18 protein-coding genes and 1 riboswitch are annotated in these 19330 nt (G+C 61.9%); of the genes, 8 read left to right on the forward strand and 10 right to left on the reverse strand.

The features are described 5' to 3' along the window. Positions 1-8 precede the first annotated feature (8 nt). The 3 genes from V1283_RS36950 to V1283_RS36960 all read right to left on the reverse strand — a co-directional run bounded on the left by V1283_RS36950 (position 9) and on the right by V1283_RS36960 (position 3982). Positions 9-2135, reverse strand: a complete 2127-nt coding sequence (locus V1283_RS36950; RefSeq protein ID WP_334391518.1) for a C1 family peptidase — start codon at positions 2133-2135, stop codon at positions 9-11. Positions 2136-2363: 228 nt separating this feature from the next. After that, positions 2364-2918 carry a TIGR00645 family protein gene (locus V1283_RS36955; protein WP_334391519.1) on the reverse strand — a complete coding sequence of 185 codons (555 nt, stop codon included), beginning with the start codon at positions 2916-2918 and terminating at the stop codon, positions 2364-2366. A 29-nt stretch (positions 2919-2947) separates the two neighbouring features. Beyond that, positions 2948-3982 carry an aspartate-semialdehyde dehydrogenase gene (locus tag V1283_RS36960; RefSeq protein ID WP_334391520.1) on the reverse strand — a complete coding sequence of 345 codons (1035 nt, stop codon included), beginning with the start codon at positions 3980-3982 and terminating at the stop codon, positions 2948-2950. Positions 3983-4161: 179 nt separating this feature from the next. On the opposite strand from V1283_RS36960, the gene V1283_RS36965 reads away from it, so the two are divergent. Together V1283_RS36965 and V1283_RS36970 are read left to right on the forward strand one after the other, a co-directional pair. Continuing rightward, positions 4162-4965, forward strand: coding sequence for a hypothetical protein (locus V1283_RS36965; RefSeq protein ID WP_334391521.1), 804 nt, complete (start codon positions 4162-4164; stop codon positions 4963-4965). Between the two features lie 218 nt (positions 4966-5183). Next, positions 5184-5570 carry a hypothetical protein gene (locus V1283_RS36970; RefSeq protein ID WP_334391522.1) on the forward strand — a complete coding sequence of 129 codons (387 nt, stop codon included), beginning with the start codon at positions 5184-5186 and terminating at the stop codon, positions 5568-5570. Between the two features lie 57 nt (positions 5571-5627). On the opposite strand, the gene V1283_RS36975 is transcribed toward V1283_RS36970, so the two are convergent. Together V1283_RS36975 and leuB are read right to left on the reverse strand one after the other, a co-directional pair. Further along, positions 5628-6266 (reverse strand): DapH/DapD/GlmU-related protein, encoded by a 639-nt coding sequence (locus tag V1283_RS36975; RefSeq protein ID WP_334391523.1) that lies wholly within the window; start codon positions 6264-6266, stop codon positions 5628-5630. Positions 6267-6389: 123 nt separating this feature from the next. Further along, complete coding sequence (leuB, locus tag V1283_RS36980) at positions 6390-7502, reverse strand: 3-isopropylmalate dehydrogenase (RefSeq protein WP_334391525.1); 1113 nt, start codon at positions 7500-7502, stop codon at positions 6390-6392. A 228-nt stretch (positions 7503-7730) separates the two neighbouring features. Here leuB and V1283_RS36985 point away from each other — a divergent pair, with 228 nt between their 5' ends. The 5 genes from V1283_RS36985 to V1283_RS37005 all read left to right on the forward strand — a co-directional run bounded on the left by V1283_RS36985 (position 7731) and on the right by V1283_RS37005 (position 14125). Beyond that, positions 7731-8594, forward strand: coding sequence for an EamA family transporter (locus V1283_RS36985; RefSeq protein WP_334391526.1), 864 nt, complete (start codon positions 7731-7733; stop codon positions 8592-8594). A 92-nt stretch (positions 8595-8686) separates the two neighbouring features. After that, positions 8687-9874, forward strand: coding sequence for a YbfB/YjiJ family MFS transporter (locus V1283_RS36990; protein ID WP_334391527.1), 1188 nt, complete (start codon positions 8687-8689; stop codon positions 9872-9874). A 316-nt stretch (positions 9875-10190) separates the two neighbouring features. Further along, entirely contained in the window at positions 10191-11870 is a 1680-nt protein-coding gene (locus V1283_RS36995) for a tetratricopeptide repeat protein (protein WP_334391528.1), read from the forward strand. A 438-nt stretch (positions 11871-12308) separates the two neighbouring features. Beyond that, positions 12309-13094: a putative zinc-binding metallopeptidase gene (locus V1283_RS37000; RefSeq protein ID WP_334391529.1), complete on the forward strand. Its 786-nt coding sequence runs from the start codon at positions 12309-12311 to the stop codon at positions 13092-13094. Further along, positions 13091-14125: a D-alanine--D-alanine ligase family protein gene (locus V1283_RS37005; RefSeq protein WP_334391530.1), complete on the forward strand. Its 1035-nt coding sequence runs from the start codon at positions 13091-13093 to the stop codon at positions 14123-14125. The genes V1283_RS37000 and V1283_RS37005 overlap by 4 nt, the downstream gene beginning before the upstream one ends. Before the next feature lie 77 nt (positions 14126-14202). On the opposite strand, the gene V1283_RS37010 is transcribed toward V1283_RS37005, so the two are convergent. The 4 genes from V1283_RS37010 to folB form a co-directional block, all read right to left on the reverse strand. Further along, the gene (locus tag V1283_RS37010; RefSeq protein WP_334391531.1) at positions 14203-14988 is read right to left on the reverse strand and encodes a molybdopterin-binding protein; all 786 of its coding nucleotides are present in this window, start codon (positions 14986-14988) and stop codon (positions 14203-14205) included. A gap of 17 nt (positions 14989-15005) precedes the next feature. Then, on the reverse strand, positions 15006-15635 hold the full coding sequence (locus V1283_RS37015) for a cytochrome b/b6 domain-containing protein (RefSeq protein ID WP_334391532.1): 630 nt from the start codon (positions 15633-15635) through the stop codon (positions 15006-15008). A gap of 179 nt (positions 15636-15814) precedes the next feature. Further along, the gene (locus V1283_RS37020) at positions 15815-16369 is read right to left on the reverse strand and encodes a fasciclin domain-containing protein (protein ID WP_334391533.1); all 555 of its coding nucleotides are present in this window, start codon (positions 16367-16369) and stop codon (positions 15815-15817) included. A gap of 299 nt (positions 16370-16668) precedes the next feature. Beyond that, entirely contained in the window at positions 16669-17079 is a 411-nt protein-coding gene (gene folB / locus V1283_RS37025) for a dihydroneopterin aldolase (RefSeq protein ID WP_334391534.1), read from the reverse strand. A gap of 35 nt (positions 17080-17114) precedes the next feature. Beyond that, positions 17115-17195: riboswitch (ZMP/ZTP riboswitch) on the reverse strand. A 171-nt stretch (positions 17196-17366) separates the two neighbouring features. Between folB and V1283_RS37030 the strand changes: the two genes are divergently transcribed. Further along, a complete protein-coding gene (locus V1283_RS37030; RefSeq protein ID WP_334391535.1) occupies positions 17367-18290 on the forward strand; it encodes an aminotransferase class IV in 924 nt (307 codons plus the stop codon). 194 nt (positions 18291-18484) lie between these two features. On the opposite strand, the gene V1283_RS37035 is transcribed toward V1283_RS37030, so the two are convergent. Continuing rightward, entirely contained in the window at positions 18485-19246 is a 762-nt protein-coding gene (locus V1283_RS37035) for an SDR family oxidoreductase (RefSeq protein ID WP_334391536.1), read from the reverse strand. Between the last annotated feature and the right edge of the window lie 84 nt (positions 19247-19330).

Below are 19330 nucleotides of genomic sequence, written 5' to 3' on the forward strand. Positions count from 1 at the left end.
GAAGCGGGTCAGAAGCCGTGCAGATCGGTCACCTCTTCCAGCACGCGGCCCCTGATCCGCCGGATCGCGCGATTGACGGCGTCCAAATTGTTATCGAATGACCCGTGACTGGCGTCGATCGTTTCGTCCTTGTCCTTTTCGCGACGGATCGGCACTTCAGTTTCGGTGATCGTGGTATCGAGTGAGACGCCGGTTTCTCGCCACGCATCAACGATCTTCTGATAGCCTTCCATAAAGGTGTCGTCCTGATCGGGCTCTTTGGACCACACCTTCTGAAGCCCCAGCACCGGTGTCTTGTGCTCCGGCTCGAGCGCCCGGGAGACAAGGTAGAGCAGCGACTTGGAATACAGAACCGGCACGCATGGGTCGCTCTTTTCATTGTCGTCGCTAAGCACTTCGATATAGGTCGTCTTCGGATCGGCTACCTTGTTGGCAAAGGCTGCTCCGTATTTGGCCGTCGCAAAAGCCACCGTGCACGCAGGCGCCCAGAGCTGGATCGAGCTTGCCTTCAGGTCCTGCGCCTTCATTGCCGAAAGGAAATTGCCATGCATGATCGCGCCGGCCGAATGCCCGATGAGGTGGATTTCAGGCCTTTCGTCGCGAGTCAGGTCGCCGATGGCCGCCTTCAGCTCTTTTGCAGCCGTCATCAATCCGCCGCCCGGCTTGCTGGCGCCGTCCGCCCGGAACTTCATGTTTTCCCAGATCGCCTTGATTCCGGCGTCGCGGGCAAATACTTCAAATGCGCGATCTTTGACCTCGTTGATCTTGCTCCTCAACCAGCTCCGCTCTGCGGCGGCGGGAACGCCGATCTTTTCCAGTGCGGTTTTGAGAATGTCAGCGGCGGATTCAAGCAAGCCGGACTGCCAAACCACAAAGATCGGCTTGATACGGTTCGCCTCGAACCACGGGCCGAGAACGCGCGCGCGGTCGATGCCATCCGCACGGCTGTTCAATCCGCCATGATCGTAAATGGCCACCTGCGAAAATCCGTCGCGTGCCGCCGAGGCGATGCAGTCGCGCACCACCAGGCGAACGGCATCATCCCCGGAATTGGCCGCTACGTGCTCGCGCTCGGCGGCGCCGTTGTGACCGATAAAAATGATGTGCCCGGCTTCCTCGCCGTTGATCCATGGCGAGACCGTGCTGAGATCGCGGGCAACCTTGGTACGCAACATTGACCGTGCGCGCAGCCGCTCATCAAGCGACGTTTCCGTGCGCATCTGCGGGCTGCCAAACGTCTGTTTGTCTTGCTCCTTGGCCTTGGTCCGGCCCTTGATCGCCGGGAAGGCCACCCGCATCGGGGCCCCAAGCGCCAGCGTCCAGGCATCCGTGCCGTAGCGTGTCCAATCCTGGTATGGCAGCAGGCCGAACCCATGAAAGCCCCAGTCGGGACCCCAGGAATTCTGGACGATGAATCCGAACTCAGTATATCCGACGAGCGCAAAGGCGTGGCCACCAACGTCGTCAGGGTCTTTTGGCGGCTCGATCAGTGCGTCCTCGAGCACTTTGCGATTGTTCTTGACGCGATTCCAGCCGTCATGCACGTCAGCGGAAACGTAAATCGCATGCGTCTCGAAGATCGCAGACTGCATGTCGACGATGGATTTTCCGTCAACACGATAGTAAGCGCCAAGCGGTGTTTGCGGCGCGTTGACGTCCCAGCCGTCGAGTGCCGTTCCAGGCTTGCCGCGCTTTCCGAAATTAGGCCACAAGCTCTCGGAACAGACGCCATGCTTGTGAAAGCCCTTCATGGCGCCGCGGCAGCTTGAGCCCTCGTAATCGTCTCCCTTCCATTCGTCGTAGAGACGGGCGTTCTGGTAGAGCATTCGCGCGCTGATGCGTTCGATCTGCGTCGGCTTCTTGCCGCTTTCCATCGCCTGCTGGTTTGCCAGCTCCCAACGGAGATAATTCACCACCCCGGCCAGACCGAAGCCGGTGCAGGAGCCTTCTTGCCCCTGGTTCAGTACCATCTGGCCCGCGCGGTAAATCGGAAACCAGTCGGCGATCAGTTGGTCGGATGGATATTTGTCCGGCAGGCTGACAAGCCGCGCCCGGTAAGGCAGGTCTCGAAAGTCGATACGGTCAGGCCGGGCATCGAATTTGCGCGTGCCGCCGAAAAGGATTTTGGTAGGCATGGGACCTCCAAAAAAAATTGTGTGCTGCAGCCAGACGCCGAAACGGCGCTGCCGTGTGGCAGCAATGCTGAAATACCTGTAATTGTGGCGCACACTTCCTAGGGTTGCAACATTTGTTTTCATCACCACCCTGGCGGACCGGGACGTGCGCGAACGCAGCCGGAAACAAGCGGTATGGTTCGGTTGGGGAAAGAGGCCGGAACGCCGAACAAGCAGACCCGGTGTCCGCTATTCCCCGCCGTGGTCGCCACCGCTCCAGCGGTCGGATATCGCCAGCATGAAGGCCGAGACCACGAACACCAGATGCACGCCGACCAGCCAGGCAAGCTTGGCCGGATCGAAGGCGGTGTCGATGTTCATGAAGGCCTTCAGCACCTGGATCGCCGAGATCGCGACGATCGAGGCCATCAGTTTTTGCTTGAGCCCGCCGAAATGGATTTTAGTCATCCATTCCGGCCAGTCCGGATGGCCGCCCGGATCGATCTTGGAGACGAAATTCTCGTAACCGGAAAACACCACGATCAGGATCAGATTGCCGGTCAGCGAGAGGTCGATCAGCGCCAGCACGCCGAGGATGATGTCGGATTCCTTGGAGCCCGGTGCGTGGACGATGAATTCCCAGAGCACCGCGCAGAATTTGAACAGCAGCACCGCGAGGCTGACGACGAGGCCGAAATAAAACGGCGCCATCAGCCACCGGCTGTTGAACAGCAGGCTCTCGAAGCCACGCTCGACGCGCTTCGCTGTCGGATTGGGCCGATAGGAAGCCGGTTGTTCCGTCATTGCGATTGCGGCTCCCCGACGCCCTTAACTCACGCCGCCTGCTTCTTGGCGGTGATCAGCTTGCGGTTGATCAGGCATTCGGCGATCTGGATGGCGTTGAGCGCAGCACCCTTGCGCAGATTGTCCGACACGCACCACAGCTGCAGGCCGTTCTCGACGGTGTTGTCCTCGCGGATCCGGCTGATATAGGTGGCGTCTTCGCCTGCCGCCTCATACGGCGTGACGTAGCCGCCGGGCTCGTGCTTGTCGATCACGAGGCAACCCGGCGCATTGCGCAGGATGTTGCGCGCCTCATCGGCCGTGATCGGGTTCTCGAACTCGATATTGACGGCTTCGGAATGGCCGACGAACACCGGCACGCGCACGCAGGTGGCGGTCAGCCTGATTTTGGGATCGAGAATCTTCTTGGTCTCCATCATCATCTTCCACTCTTCCTTGGTGTAGCCGTCCTCCATGAACACATCGATGTGCGGGATGACGTTGAAGGCGATGCGCTTGGGGAATTTCTTGTTGATCAGCTCGCTGTTGGTGTAGACGGCCTTGGTCTGCGAAAACAATTCGTCCATCGCGTCCTTGCCGGCGCCGGACACCGATTGATAGGTCGCGACCACCACGCGCTTGATGCTCGCCTTGTCATGCAGCGGCTTCAGCGCGACCACGAGCTGCGCGGTCGAGCAGTTCGGGTTGGCGATGATGTTCTTCTTGGTGAAACCCGCGACCGCATCCGCATTGACCTCGGGCACGATCAGCGGCACGTCCGGATCCATCCGCCAGGCCGACGAATTGTCGATTACGACAGCGCCGGCGGCGCCGATCTTCGGCGACCATTCCTTCGATACCGAGCCGCCGGCCGACATCAGGCAGATGTCGACGTCGGAAAAATCATAGTGCTCGAGCGCTTTGACCTTCAGGGTGCGGTCGCCATAGGACACTTCGACGCCGACGCTGCGGCGCGAGGCCAACACCACGACCTCGTCGGCCGGGAATTTGCGCTCGTCGAGAATGTTGAGCATTTCGCGCCCGACATTGCCGGTCGCACCGACGACAGCGACTTTGTAACCCATCGTTCACTCTCCGAGGAAAAATGCCGCCCCGCCGCGTCAAGCGGAAAGGGAGAAGGCAGCGCTTCTATGCGAGAAACGCCCTTATAGCGTTTTCGAGCGAAGTGGATACCGGTTCGCGTGAAGAAAACGCGTCAAAACAACAATCTGACCAACGTTTGACGGCTGTGTTTGGGCGCTTGATGCATTCATTTCCGGCCAGAACGGCCAACTCCTACTATACGCTGACAATCCGGCCGGCGCTGGCAAGCTTCGTGGACGAGGTCTGCGGCACGCTGGCGCGGCTCTGCGCCTATCTGATGACGCTGGCACTCATGGCCATTTGCGGTATCGCGCTATGGGAGCATTTGCCCGACGTTACGGCGACGGAGACGTCGCCCAAAGTCTGGAGCCAGACCGGACGCATCGCGCCCGCATTCGCGGTAAGCCAGCTCATTTTCCCAGGTAAAACAGAAGTTTACGAAGTTTTTCGGCACCCCGAGGGCGGCCGCAAGGATGTGTTCCGCTGGAGCGGCATCGGTGGCACGCCGGTCGCCGAACTCGAAATCTATCGTCCAGGTGAAGAAATCGATCAGGTCGGCTCGGCCGCCGGCTACCTTGCCGCCAGGATGGACCCGGCTGGCCCGCGCGAACTGGAAGCAGCAGGAATCATCGACAGCAAGTTCGGCGCCGTCACCCTGTTTCGCCGGGTCGGCGGCACGGAGCCCGCCCGCTCCTGCCTCCGATTTTATAGGCATGTCGATGAGCCGAAATTCCGTCTCTCCGGCTGGTCATGCCTGGGCGAGGATTTGCCGGCCCGCCGGACCGCGATCGGCTGCGTGCTGAACCGGCTGATCCTGCTGACGGCCGGAAACGATACAAAACTGGCGGAATTGTTCGCCCATGCCGAGGTCAGGCGTAGCGATTGCGCGACATCGGGCGCGCCGGCCTTGTCGGCGGATTGGGTGATGGGTGCCGACAACCCGCATTTGCGCGGCACCTTGTAATCCGCCGTTGCCGGGGCCTGCTCCGTCGGCCCCTCACGATTGTGGCAACAAGCAGCCAAGACACTGGTTTTCATGAAACTTTTTCGTTGCACGCCGCATTATTCCGGCCCGGTGTGGCGCAATTGACCTAGCGACGATGGTCCCGCCACGGCTACAATGCGCGCAACCAGATTTGGCGATCCGCCAGCCCGTCACGGGCGGACAATGACGAGGATGCAATGACCCGAAAATTCCCCGCTGCGAGCAAGCTCGCGATGTTGCTTGCCGCGGCTGCCCTCGTCGCGCTCGGCTCGGCTTCCGCCAGCGCCCAGTCCAAGCCGAAATACGACAAGGACGGCCGTATCTATTACGGCGCGAACGGCCCCAACCGCTCCTATCAGCAGGGCCCGCACACCCGCGTTTACGTCACCACGCGCTCGTGGCTCGATGCCGGCACCGAAGTCTTGCCGGGCGACCGCAAGTTCCAGGACTACGCCTTTCCGTCGCCGTTCGGGTACCCAACGTTCGCGCGCGAAAACCTGAACCGCCCGATCGACCGCCAGCCGCTTAACCCGCCGTCGGATATGGGTGGCTATCCGCTGACCGTCCCGCTGCCGCCGTATTAATCGGCATTCGCCAGATGAAAAGAATGCCCGGTCGAGACCGGGCATTCTTTGTGGCCTTCAGCGAGCGAACGCGGGATCGTAATGCTCGCAAAACTGCTCGATCGCCTCGGAGCGAAAATCGCCCAGGCGTTCGAAGATGATCTCATCCGGCCAGTCCCACCAGGCGATGCGGCGCAGGCTTTCGGCGACAGAATCGGGAAAGCGCTTGCGGATCGGGCGCGCGGGGACGCCGACGACGATCGTATAGGGCGCCACGCTGCGGCTGACGACCGCGCCCGCGGCAATCACCGCACCGTCGCCAACCGTCACGCCCGGCAGCAGGATGGCGGCATGGCCGATCCAGCAATCGTTGCCGACGATCACCCGGTCGCTGCGGCGCTCCGCAAAGAAATCGCGGTCCCGGGCGGCCGTCGGCTCGTAATATTCCGGGCAATAGGTGAAGCGATGCTGCGACGGCCGGCCCATCGGATGGTTCGGCGCGCCGATCCGCACCGAATTCGCGATCGCCGTGAATTTTCCGATCACGGCGTCGGCGACCTCGCAATTCTCCCCGAGATAGGAGTAGTCGCCCAGCGAGGAATATTCGATGCGCGTGTTGTTTAGGACTTCGCAACGCCGGCCGATCTGCGCCTCGCGCAGCCGCACCGTTTCATGGACGATGGTTTCGGCGATCTTGGGTCGATGCGAGGCGTCCATGAACCGGCTCCGATGATGTGGTCAGCGGCATGTAGCCCGGATGGAGCGAAGCGCAATCCGGGGCCGATCTTGCAAACGGTTGGCTTTTCCCGGATTTCGCTTCGCTTCATCCGGGCTACGACTCTAGGCGTGCAGCTGCTGCAATTCCTTCAGGATCGCCTCGCCCATCTGCGTGGTTGAGGCGGCCGTCGTGCCCTCGGACTTGATATCCGCGGTGCGCAGACCGCTGGCGAGCACGGCCGCGATCGCCGCGTCGACCTTGTCGGCCAGCGCGCCCATGTCGAACGAATAGCGCAGCGCCATCCCGAACGAGGAGATCATCGCGATCGGATTGGCGAGGCCCTGGCCTGCGATGTCGGGCGCCGAGCCATGCACCGGCTCGAACAGCGAGCGGCGCTTCTTGGTCTTGGCGTCGACCTCGCCGAGCGAGGCCGAGGGCAGCATGCCGAGCGAGCCGGTCAGCATCGCCGCGATATCGGACAGCATGTCGCCGAACAGATTGTCGGTCACGATGACGTCGAACTGCTTCGGCGCCTTCACCAGCATCATGCCGCCGGAATCGGCGAGCTGGTGCTCCAGCGTCACGTCCTTGTATTCGCGTCCATGCACCGCCGTCATGACCTCGTTCCAGAGCACGCCCGACTTCATGACGTTGCGCTTTTCCATCGAGGTCACCTTGTTGCGGCGCTTGCGCGCCAGATCGAACGCGACGCGGCCGATGCGCTCGATTTCATAGGTGTCGTAAACTTGCGTATCGATGGCGCGCTTCTGGCCGTTGCCGAGATCGGTGATCGTCTTCGGCTCGCCGAAATAGACGCCGCCGGTCAGTTCGCGCACGATCATGATGTCGAGGCCTTCGACCGCCTCGCGCTTCAGGCTGGAAGCATCCGCCAGCGCCGGGTAACAGACGGCGGGGCGCAAATTGGCGAACAGGCCGAGATCCTTGCGCAGGCGCAAAAGACCGGCCTCGGGCCGCACCTCATAGGGCACGCTGTCCCACTTCGGGCCGCCGACCGCGCCGAAGATGATGGCGTCCGCGGCCGTGGCCTTGGCCATGTCGCCTTCCGAGATCGACACCTTGTGCGCGTCATAGGCGGAACCGCCGACCAGACCCTGCTCGGTCTCGAATGACGCGATGCCCTGCTTGTTCAGCCAGTCGATCAGGCGCTGCACCTCCCCCATCACTTCGGGGCCGATGCCGTCGCCGGGGAGAAGCAGCAGTTTATGGGTCGCCATGGTCGTTACCTCGATACTGATGTTTGGTCGTCATTGCCGGGCTTGACCCGGCAATCCCGCTTTCTTCAAGAAAGATGGATGCCCGGGTCGAGCCCGGACATGACGAGAAGGAAATGCGAGCCGAGTGCTAAAACGCCGGAGGCGGATTGGCAAGGCACCGCTGACAGGTCAAAAGGCTGGGAACGAGTAACCCGCTAGCCCCCTCAAGAAGGCAACAAGACGGACCTCATGACCGCAGCCATCATCTACGCCTTTGCTTCGGCCTTCTTCCTCGGGGCCGGGGTCGTTCTGGCACAGCTGGGCTTGCGGACCGTCGAGCCGCTATCGGGGGCCGCAATCAGCGTCCCGACCTTCACTTTGCTGTTCCTCCTGCTATCGCCGCTGGTCCTGCAGGGCGAGCCCGTGGTCTGGCGCGCCTTGCCGGTTTTCATGGCGATCGGCCTGTTCTTCCCGGCCGCGCTGACGCTGCTGACCTTTGCATCGAACCGGGCGCTGGGGCCCGTCATCACCTCGACGATCGGCAACCTCGCGCCGCTTTTTTCGGTTACGGTGGCTGTGGCCTTGCTGCAAGAGCCGCTGCATCCGCCGCAACTGCTTGGCCTCGTCATCGCGGTCGCGGGTGCGGCGATCATCACCGTGACCCGCCCGCGCGACCTCGGCCATTGGCGCAGCTGGGCGCTGCTGCTGCCGCTCTGCAGCGCGCTGGTGCGCGGCGCAACGCCGCCGATCATGAAACTCGGGCTTGAGATCTGGCCGAGCCCGCTCTGGGCCTGCCTGATCGGCTACGTGATGTCCTCGCTGGTGGTGCTGACGGTGCAACGTATCCGCAAGGGCAGTTTCATGGTGCAGGCGCCGCGCGCGGGCCGGTTCTGGTTCGCGATGACCGGAATCAGCAACGGGCTCAGCGCACTCAGCCTGTTCATCGCCATTCGCAACGGTCCGATCACGCTGGTGGCGCCGCTGGCCGCAATCTATCCGCTGGTCACGGTGGCGCTGAGCGCGATGCTGCTCAAGCACATCGAGATCACCGCACGGATCGTCGTCGGAACCGCGCTGACAGTGCTTGGCGTCGCGCTGGTGCTGATCGGCTGATCGCGTTGCGGGATCGGCAAGACACCGTTGCGGCCGGCGCATCTGTGCAACGTCCGCTTTGCCTGCCAGAATGAACGCTGCCGGAGAATTTTGTGAAAGCCCCCGACCAACACACCTACGCGCACCCCGCGTGGCTGATCCTCATTCTGTCGCTCGCGCCAACGATCGGTCTTGGAATCGGCCGCTTCGCCTATGCGCTGGTGCTGCCCGACATGCGCGACGCGCTCGGTTGGTCCTATTCCGCGGCCGGCTTCATGAACACGATCAACGCCGTCGGTTATCTGGCGGGCGCGTTGCTTGCCTCTCGGATGATCAGGCGCTTCGGGCTGCCGCAAACGGTCCGCTGGGGAACGCTCGCCGCCGTCACCTCGCTGGCGCTATGCGCTGTCTCCGGCAATTTTTTCGTGCTGAGCCTTGCGCGATTGCTGGCGGGCGTCGGCGCGGCGGGCGGGTTCGTCGGCGGTGCGGCGCTGGCCGCCACGATCGCGCAAACGCGCCCCGAACGCGCCAACTTCCTGCTCAGCCTGTTTTATGCCGGGCCGGGGCTCGGCATTATCTCATCGGGGTTGATCGCGCCGTTCGTGCTGCAGGGCTTTGGGCCCGGATCGTGGTGGATCGTGTGGTGGGCCATGACGCTGCTCTGTGCCGTCCTGATCCTGCCGTTGTTGCTGGCGCCGCTCGGCGGCGGTGCTGTGATCGACAGCGCGGCGCCGGCCAAATTCTCCATCCGCCCGGTGCTGGTCTATCTGATCGGATATTTTCTGTTCGGCGCCGGCTACATCGCCTACATGACCTTCATGATCGCCTATGTGCGCGACGCCGGCGGCGGCGCGGCCGCACAAAGCGCGTTCTGGAGCCTGATCGGCCTCAGCGCATTCGTGACCCCGTGGGTGTGGCGTCGCGTACTCGCGCTCGACCGTGGCGGCCTTGCCACCACGATCATTCTCGGCGCCAACGCCGTCGGCGCGACGCTGCCGATCTTCGGGCATTCGGTATGGCTGCTGGGGTTGTCGGCGGTGGTGTTCGGCGTCGCCTTTTTCGCGGTGGTCGGCTCCACCACCGCCTTCGTGCGCTTCAACTATCGCCCGCAGACCTGGCCGACGGCGATTGCGGCGCTGACGATTTCATTCGGCATCGGCCAGACGCTGGGACCGATCGTGGTCGGCGCGATCACGGATGCGATGGGCAGCCTGTCGTTTGCGCTGAATGTCTCGGCGGCGATGCTGGCGCTGGGCGCGGTGCTGTCGGCGTTTCAGAAAAAGCTGGTGCAGAAGCCGTGATGCGTTCTCCATCCGCGCGTCGTCCCTGAGAACGCAGGGACCCATAACCACAGGGTTTCGTGGTTATGCGAAGCTGTTGCTCCAGCTTTCTCCAAAATTCAGATCGCGCGGTATGGGTCCCTGCGTTCGCAGGGACGACGAGAGAGTTTAACCCGATCAACTCCCGGATGCTGGCCCTGAAGTGACAATCGCCTGCGGCAGTTTGCGGGACGCCGTCTTATGCTAAGGTGTCTGCTCGGCACTGCGCGTTAGCGCCACCAAGCCAGGCAGCTGACATCCCGAAGCAATCGGCGATGCAGAATGGGGAGAAGCGATCATGGAGATGATGGCAAATGGCATGACCTATTTTGATCTCGGGCCGTACAGCCGCAAAGTCACCACGTCGTCGCCTGACAGCCAGCTTTGGTTCGACCGCGGGCTCAACTGGCTGTTTGGCTTCAACCATACTGAAGCGATCAAGTGCTTTCAGAAAGCGCTGAAGCACGACGGCGAATGCGCCATGGCGCATTGGGGCATCAGCTACGCCTCGGGGCCCAACTATAATCTGCCCTGGGTTCGCTACGACCCGCATGGCCGTCAAATGGCGCTGTCGGCATCCTACGATGCGATGCAGGCAGCACTTGCGCATGCCGCGAAGGCTGGTCCGGTCGAGCGGGCGATGATTCAGGCCCTCACCGCGCGCTATCCGCAGCGCGAGGCGATCGAGGACATGTCGCCTTGGGACAAGGCCTACACCCGGGAAATGCGCAAGGTCTTCGACGCGTTTCCCGACGATCTGGAGGTCCGGGCGGTCTTTGCCGAGTCGATCATGAACGAGACGCCGTGGCAGATGTGGGACCTGCCCTCCGGCAAACCCACCGAGGGAGCGGGCACCGAGGAATGCAGGAAGGTGCTGGAATACGCTTTCGACAAATTCCCGGCAGCATGGGATCACCCGGGCCTCTTGCATCTCTATGTCCACCTGATGGAGATGTCGCCGTTTCCGCAGCGCGCATTGCGGGCCGGTGATCGGTTGCGCGAGATCGTCCCGGACTCCGGTCACCTCATCCACATGCCGACGCATCTCGATGTGCTGTGCGGGCACTACAGGGATGTCCTTGTCCATAACCAGAAGGCGTTGGCGACCGACCGCAGGTTCCTCGCCTATTCGGACGATCCAGGTGTCTACCTGGTCTACGTCATCCACAACTTCCACTTTGCGATCTACGGCGCAATGTTCCTTGGCCAGTACACGCCCGCAATCGCGGCGGCCGAGGAACTGATCGCGACGATCCCCGAGACGGTACTGCGTATTGAATCGCCACCGATGGCGGATTTCCTCGAGGGCTACCTGACGATGAAGCAGCACGTCCTCGTGCGCTTCGGCAAATGGCGCGAAATCATCGAACAGGAGCTGCCTGGGGATCGAGAACTCTACTGCTCGAATGTTGCCATGATACATTACGCCAAGGCGGTCGCGCATTCAGCGCTTGGCAATGTCGCCGAGGCCGAGATGGAGAAGGCATCGTTCATGGCGGCGAAGACCCGCGTGCCCGAGAGCCGCCGCGTGCACAACAATCATATCGTTGATCTGCTTGATGTGGCCGAAGCGATGCTGAATGGCGAGCTGGAATACCGAAAGGGCAACCATGACGCGGCCTTCGCGCACCTGCGCCGGTCGGTCGAACTCAGCGACGACCTGCCTTATGACGAGCCATGGGGATGGATGCAGCCGACCCGCCATGCGTTGGGGGCACTTCTCCTCGAACAGGGACGGATCGAGGAAGCCGAGGCGGTGTACCGCTCCGATCTCGGTCTCGACGGCAAGTTGAGCCGCGCCTGCCAGCATCCCGACAATCTCTGGGCGCTGCACGGGCTGCACGAATGCCTGGTCCGTCGCGGAGAAAAGGCCGAGACAGCTCTGATCAAACAGAGGCTCGACCTGGCGCAGGCGCGGGCGGAGATTCCGATAAAGGCCTCCTGCTTCTGCCGTCGGATGGACGTGGCGGCCGCGTAGCCGTTCGCTGCGCCAGTTGGATTCGGCTTCAGCCAAAAATCAATCAAGTCCGCTCTCGCGTCGGCGTGTCAGCATTAACCATCTGTTTGCGATATCGGCGCGTGAACGAGGGAACGCCGCGAAGACTGGGCGGTTGTTGCCAGCAGAACCTTATGACACCATCCAATACCGATTATTGTGACTTTTTAGGCGCCTATGCCACGCAAGAAATATACTTGGGAAAAGTTGTCGGATGAACAGCTGCTCAAGCAACGCCTCAGCAGTCTGAGGGTTGCCGTCGACGACACCTGGCTCGAAGATTGCCTCAACGCTCTCTATGAAGAGCTCGAGGCTCGGAACATCCGGCTGCGGCCACACACATGGGTGTCGAGCGAATGGTTCAGCCCGGCAAATGTGCCCGGTATTGCCATCCCATTCTATCTCACCCATCCCCGCCTGATGAAGATCGAGAAGAAAATGATGCTCGACGTCGAGGGCGGCACCTGGTCCGAGTGTATGGCCATTCTCCGTCACGAGACGGGCCATGCCATGCAGCACGCCTACCAGCTGCAACGCCGCCGGCGTTGGCAGCAACTGTTCGGCGCGTCCTCGAAACACTACCCGCGTTACTACCGTCCCAATCCGGCTAGCCGGAATTATGTCCAGCATCTTCGGCTCTGGTACGCGCAGAGCCATCCAGACGAGGATTTTGCGGAAACCTTCGCGGTATGGCTGCGGCCGCGTTCGAAATGGCGGACGCGCTATGCCGGGTGGCCGGCACTGAAGAAGCTCGAGTATGTCGACGAACTGATGCAAGAAATCGCCGGGAAACGACCGCTTGTCACGACGCGGGAGCGCGTCGATCCGCTGCATCAACTCAGCGAGACGATTGGCGAGCACTATCAAAAGAAGCAGGCATTCTACGCGTTCAAAGCACCGAAGACTTACGACCGCGACCTCTCCCGGCTCTTCTCCGCCGATCCGCGGCATCGCCGGGAGCAGGCGGCTTCTCTCTTCATCAGGCGGCACCGCGCTCAAATCAGGCAGCTGGTTGCGCGGTGGACGGGCGAGAACCAGCTCACGCTTGATGCCGTGCTCGACGACATGATCTCCCGGTGCCGCGAGCTCAATCTGCGCGCCGTGGGCTCCAAACAGAAGCTTGTGGTCAATTTCACCATCCTATTGACCGCCAAAACCATGCACGCGCTGTTTGGCCCGTCGCGGCGGAAATGGATCGCGCTATGAGACACCTTCGCGTTCTGGCGCTCATGCATCCGGACTTCGTGCCCCCCGATTCCACCGACGGATACACCGCGCGGCAAATCAATGAATGGAAAACCGAGTACGACGTCGTGAGCACCTTGCGTGCGGCCGGCCATGAAGTGCGCCCGCTCGGCGTGCAGGAGGAAATCAAGCCGGTGCGCGAAGAGATCGAAGGCTTCAAGCCGCACGTGGTATTCAACCTGCTCGAGCAATTTCATCACGAGCCGGTATATGACCAGCACATTCCGAGCTATCTGGAGCTGATGCAGGTCCCATATACGGGCTGCAACCCGCGTGGCCTGATCCTGGCGCGCGGCAAGGATCTGTCCAAGACGTTGGTGCACCATCGCCGGATCGCGGTGCCGGCCTTCGCGGTGTTTCCGATGCGGCGCAAGGTCAAACGGCCAGCGCGTCTTGCGCTGCCACTGATCGTCAAGAGCCTGAGCGAGGATGGATCGCGGGGTATCTCGCAGGCATCCATCGTCGATACGGACGAGAAGCTCGCAGAGCGCGTCGCCTTCATTCACGAGCGGGTCGGAACTGCCGCCATCGCCGAGCAGTATATCGAAGGACGTGAGCTCTACGTCGGCGTGCTCGGCAACAATCGGTTGCGGGTCCTGCCGGTTTGGGAATTGAAATTCGGCAGCATGGGCGGCCAGAGTGCGCGGCATATCGCGACAGAGAGGGTCAAACACGATCCCAGTTATCAGGAGCGCGTCGGAATTGAAGACGGGCCGGCCAAGGACCTTGCGCCGGAGGTACGTGCCCGTATTCAGCGAATAGCAAAACGCATCTACCGAACGCTTGGCCTCGATGGATACGCGCGCATCGACTTTCGCCTCTCTGCCGACGGCACTCCGTATTTCATTGAAGCGAACCCCAATCCCGAAATCGCAAAGAGCCAAGAGTTCGCTTTGGCGGCTCGGCATGACGGACTCGATTACCCCGACGTGCTGCATCGCATCCTGGCCCTCGGAATGAGCCGCGCAAAGGCAGGCGTATCCGTCGGCTGAAAGACGCAAGAAACCCGCATGCACAGCGGTCGTGCGCTCCGAGATTCGGGCAGCATCGCATAGTGAAATGACGCGGGCTAACTCCCGCTGAACGAATTATACCCCTGGTCTTCCCAGAAGCCGCCCTTGTAGTCGTTGGTGACTTCCATCGACATCACGTATTTCGGATTCTTGAAGCCGAGTTTGGTCGGCACGCGAATTTTCATCGGAAAACCGTAGGCGCGCGGCAGGATCTCGTCGCCGAACTTGAACGTCATCTGGGTCTGGGCATGCAGCGCGGTCGCCATGTCGAGCGGCGAGTTGTAACCGTCCTTGTCGGCGCACTGGAACCAGACATATTTGGCGCGCGTATCGGCGCCGACCAGTTTCAGGAAATCACGCAGCGGTGTCCCGGTCCAGCTTCCGATCGCACTCCAGCCCTCGACGCAGATGTGACGCGTGATCTGCTTGACCTGCGGCAATTGATAAAGTTCTTCCAGCGTCCAGGACTTCTTGTTCTCGACCAGTCCGCGTACTTCCAGCTTCCAGGTCTTGCCGTCAACTGTTGGCGCCTCGTCGAGGTCGTAATAGGCGTTGAACGGGAACGGTTTTGTGATGGCGCTTTCCGGGAAAGTCGGCGCCATGGCATTGGGATTGAAAATCAACGCCTGCACGCCGTCATTGAACTTCGAGACCCGCTTCAACATGTCTTCGGCCGAGAAACTGTCCGTCACGTCGCAGCCCGTCAGCAACGTCAGCGCGCCGAGGCTGGCACCGCCAGTGATAAAGCGCCGGCGCGTCAGACCCGGCATCGTCTTCACCGCGTCCCTGACCAGAAGCATCTTGTCGACGCCGGGGATGAGAAGGTTGCGCATGCGGCCCATGACCGTACTCCGTTAAGTTAGCGGCCGATGATCATGGCGCGCAGGCTCTTCGGCACCAGAAGTGCGAGCGCGATATGAACCACCATGAAAGCGACGATCGCCGCCATGCAGAAGAAGTGGACGTAGCGGGCGGCGTCGTAGCCGCCGAACGGCGCCGTCAGGTATTGCAACTGCACCGGCTTCCAGATCGCCAGGCCCGACAGCACGATGAGGATGCCGACGACAATGATTCCGGCATAAAGCAGCTTCTGCACCTGATTGTATTTGGTGAGGTCGGCGTGCGACAGCTTGCCGGTCAGCGCCGCTTTGGTATCCGAGATCACGCCCTCCGGCGTGATCGGCAGCAGCTTCTTGCGGAAGCGGCCGGTGGCAAGACCCACAGTCAGATAGATCAGGCCGTTGACCATCAACAGCCACATCGCGGCGAAATGCCAGAGCAGCGCGCCGCCCAGCCAGCCACCCAGCGTGATGCTCGAAGAGAAGCTGAAGCCGAACAGCGGCGAGGCGTTATAGATCTGCCATCCCGACATGATCATCAGGACCATCGCGAAGGCGTTGGTCCAGTGCAGCGCCCGCACCCAGGCCGGCTGGATGACCTTGGCCTTGGTTGACGCGGCGTGTTCTTCGCTGACTGTGAGGGTCGACATGGCTCTTCCCGCATGGAATTCGATATCGTTTATACGCCGGGAACCGGCTTTCCGTTACTGCCGTGATGCTATCAGATCGATGCACGGCGGGTATCGGGTTCACGAAAAAGCGAGCCGGGTTGCCCCGGCTCGCCCAGCCACACACGCCCTGTTGGGACCAGTCAAGGCGCGTGGGAAGTTCAGGACGCCGGCATCAGCACGGTGTCGACCACATGGATCACGCCGTTCGACTGGTTGACGTTCGAGATCGTGACCATCGAGGTTCCACCCTTGGCGTCGACGATCCAGACCTTGCCGTCCTGGAGCTTGACCGACAGCTGTTCGCCCTCGGCGGTCTTGAGCTTCATGCCGTCCTTCAGGTCGGACGCGGCGAGCTTGCCGGGCACGACATGGTAGGTGAGGATCTTGGTCAGGGTCGCCTTGTTCTCAGGCTTCACCAGCGTCTCGACGGTGCCGGCCGGCAGCTTGCCGAAGGCGGTGTTGGTCGGCGCGAACACCGTGAACGGGCCCTTGCTTTCCAGCGTTTCGACCAGGCCGGCAGCCTTCACCGCGGCAACCAGCGTGGTGTGGTCCTTCGAGTTGACGGCGTTCTGGACGATGTTCTTGGAAGGGAACATCGCCGCGCCACCGACCATCACGGTCTTTTCCTCCGCGCTGGCGGGCGCGGTGATGGTGGCGGTGAAAGCCAGTGCGCTGAACATGGCGGCGGACAGAAGTGCAATACGTTTGGACATGGAATCTTCTCCCGAGGATTGCGATGGCCGGCGGGGCATCCGCCGGTACTCAAAACAACGACGCCAGGTCGATTGACCGGGTTGATTTCGTCGTCGTTGGGCCGAGCTACGGGAGGTTTTTCGGCCGGTTTCGGCGAATAAATTATCGTGATGGCTGAAACTTTTGCGGAGGCGAGTCGTGCGGCGACGGGCGCCCGTAGCCCGGATGGAGCGCAGCGCAATCCGGGGCATCTCCGACGATGGATGCCGTCCCGGGTTACGCTTCGCTCCACCCGGGCTACGATGTCTTTCGCAACAATCTAGACAAGTACTTCCAGCGCCTCCGCGATCGGCCAATTCGCCAGATCGGATCGAGCCAGGCGTACCGCGATTCCGACTTTGCTGAGCGTATGCGGGATTGGGGGGCTGAACTTGGAGACGCCAACGGTGATGGTGTCGATCAATACGAAACGTCGCAGCAGGCCGATCGCAACGGCCTCCCCGAGCGCTTCCAGCGTTTGATATTTCGTCCCGCTGGCAAGGCTCACCGCAGCGTCCACCACGGCATCGTAGCGGATCGATGCATCCAATCTGTCGTCCCGGTGTGTCGGAGCCGGATTCAACGTCGCGTCGATGTCGAAGGTGAACTTCTGGCCGAGGCGGCGTTCTTCCTCGAACAAGCCATGATATCCGAAGGTCTGCAATCCGGCGATCTGGATGGTCGTCAACATTGGGCCGCTCCTTCATGAGAAGGTGGATCGGATTATCCGATTGCCCAGGCGAGCGGCTCAATTCCTCGCGCTTCCCGATGGTGCCCCATCTGCGATCGCCAGTCGCGCGAGATGGCTTGTATAGAGGTACAATCGACGCGGCTCAAGGGTGAGCCGGGTATTTCCGAGCTGGCTTTGGAGCGGTGCAATGAATGTGGAATTGTACGGTACCAGCGACTGGCATTACCGTAGCCATTCGCAACGGCTTGGGATGGCTGGAGCCCCTTGCGATGTCCGGGAGATGACGCATGAAGAACTCGATCTTCGCCGATGGCGCCGGCTATGTCAGGGGGCGCTTCGTCCCGATCGCCGAGGCGACGCTGCCCGTCACCGATTGGGGTTTTACGCGGTCCGATGTCGTCTACGACGTCGTGCATGTGTTCAAGGGCGGCTTCTTCCGGCTTGCCGACCATCTCGATCGTTTCGAGCGCTCGATGGCGAAGCGCCGGATCCGGCCACCGGAAGACAGCGCCGCGATCGAGGCGATCCTGCATCGCTGCGTGGCACTAACCGGCCTTTCGGACGCCTATGTCGCGATGGTGGCCTCGCGCGGACGGCCACGCGTTGCGGGATCACGCCGGCCGGCCGATTGCGAAAACCACCTGATCGCCTACGCGCTGCCCTGGATCGATGTCGTTCCCAAGGACGTGCAGGCGCGCGGAGCCCATGTCTGGCTCGCCTCAACGCCGCGCGTGCCCGACGCCTCGGTCGATCCCACGGTCAAGAACTACCAATGGAACGACCTGACCTCCGGCCTGCTGGAGGCGCACGACGCCGATTTCGATACGGCGGTGCTGTGCGACACGGACGGTTTCCTGACTGAGGGGCCGGGCTTCAACATCTTCCTCGTGAAGGACGGGAGGGTGACGACATCAGATCGCGGCAGCCTGCACGGCATCACGCGCCGATCGGTGCTGGAGCTCTGCGCCGAACTCGGCATCGAGGCTGCGATTGAACCGATTCCCCGATCGGCGCTCGACCACGCGGACGAGGTCTTCCTGGCGACGACGGCCGGCGGCGTCATGCCCGCGTCGCGCATCGGCGCACGCATCCTCGGCAACGATCGGCCCGGGCCGATCTCAATGCTGCTCAAGGATACCTATTGGCGTAAGCACGAGGAGGGCTGGCACCGGACACCGGTCCGCCCCCTGGAGGCCGATGCAGCGGAGTAATGGTGGTGATGAGCGAAGCTTTTGAGGGGGCGGGTTCGGGCGCGCGCCAAGCGCTCGGTGTCGTCCCCGCGAACGCGGGGACCCATACCGCGTGATGCCTCAATAGGGCAGAATGGCAGACGCCCTTCGCAAAACATCCGCCGGTGGTTATGGGTCCCCGCGTTCGCGGGGACGACCACCGAGAGATTTGTGCCCTAATCCCTGTTATGCGGCGTCTGGATGAACCCGCGATTATGCGTCGGGCTGATCAGTATCTCATTCATGCAGACCCGCGGCGGCATGCTGGCGACGAAGGCGATGGTGCGGCCGCAATCTTCCGGCTGCAGCATTTTCGCCTGCTCTTGTTCCGAGGGTACCACGGGGCGCAGTTTCAGGATCGGGGTCGCAACCTCGCCGGGCGACAGGCAGCAGGCGCGCAGGCCATTGACGCATTCGTCCATGTTGAAGGAATGGGTCAGCGCCAGCACTGCGTGTTTTGTGGTCGTGTAGGCCGGGCCCGGCATCTTCGAGACATGGCGGCCGGCCCAGGACGCGACGTTGATGATGCAGCCGTCCTTCTGTTTCCGCATCGCCGGCAGCACCGCGCGCATACAGTAGAGCACGCCGTTGAGATTGACCTCGACGAGCTTGTCCCAGCCTTCCAGTTCCATTTCGGCCCAGCTTCGCTTCGGCACGTTGATGCCCGCGCTGTTGACCAGCAAATCGATCCGGCCGTGTTTGGCCAGGATCTGATCGGCGGCCTTGTTGACATCGGCCTTATTGCTGACATCGAGCTGGATCGCCTCGGCCTTGCCGGCCTTTTTGGTGATGTTGGCGACAACGCGTTCGAGTTCTTCCTTGCGGCGGCCCGAAATCACCACCGTCCAGCCGTCGGCCGCCAGAAATTCCGCCCCAGACTCGCCGATTCCGCTGCCACCACCGGTCACCCAAGCCACGCGTTTCCCGTTATTTGACATGCAAACTGTCTCCGTTGCTTTATGAAGGGCGTTCTTGCTATTCCAGCCGGCGAAATTCCGCTGGCCAGCGCCCCTCCCTGAGGG

Origin of the sequence: Bradyrhizobium sp. AZCC 2262 (assembly GCF_036924535.1) — a bacterium.
Taxonomy (GTDB): domain Bacteria; phylum Pseudomonadota; class Alphaproteobacteria; order Rhizobiales; family Xanthobacteraceae; genus Bradyrhizobium.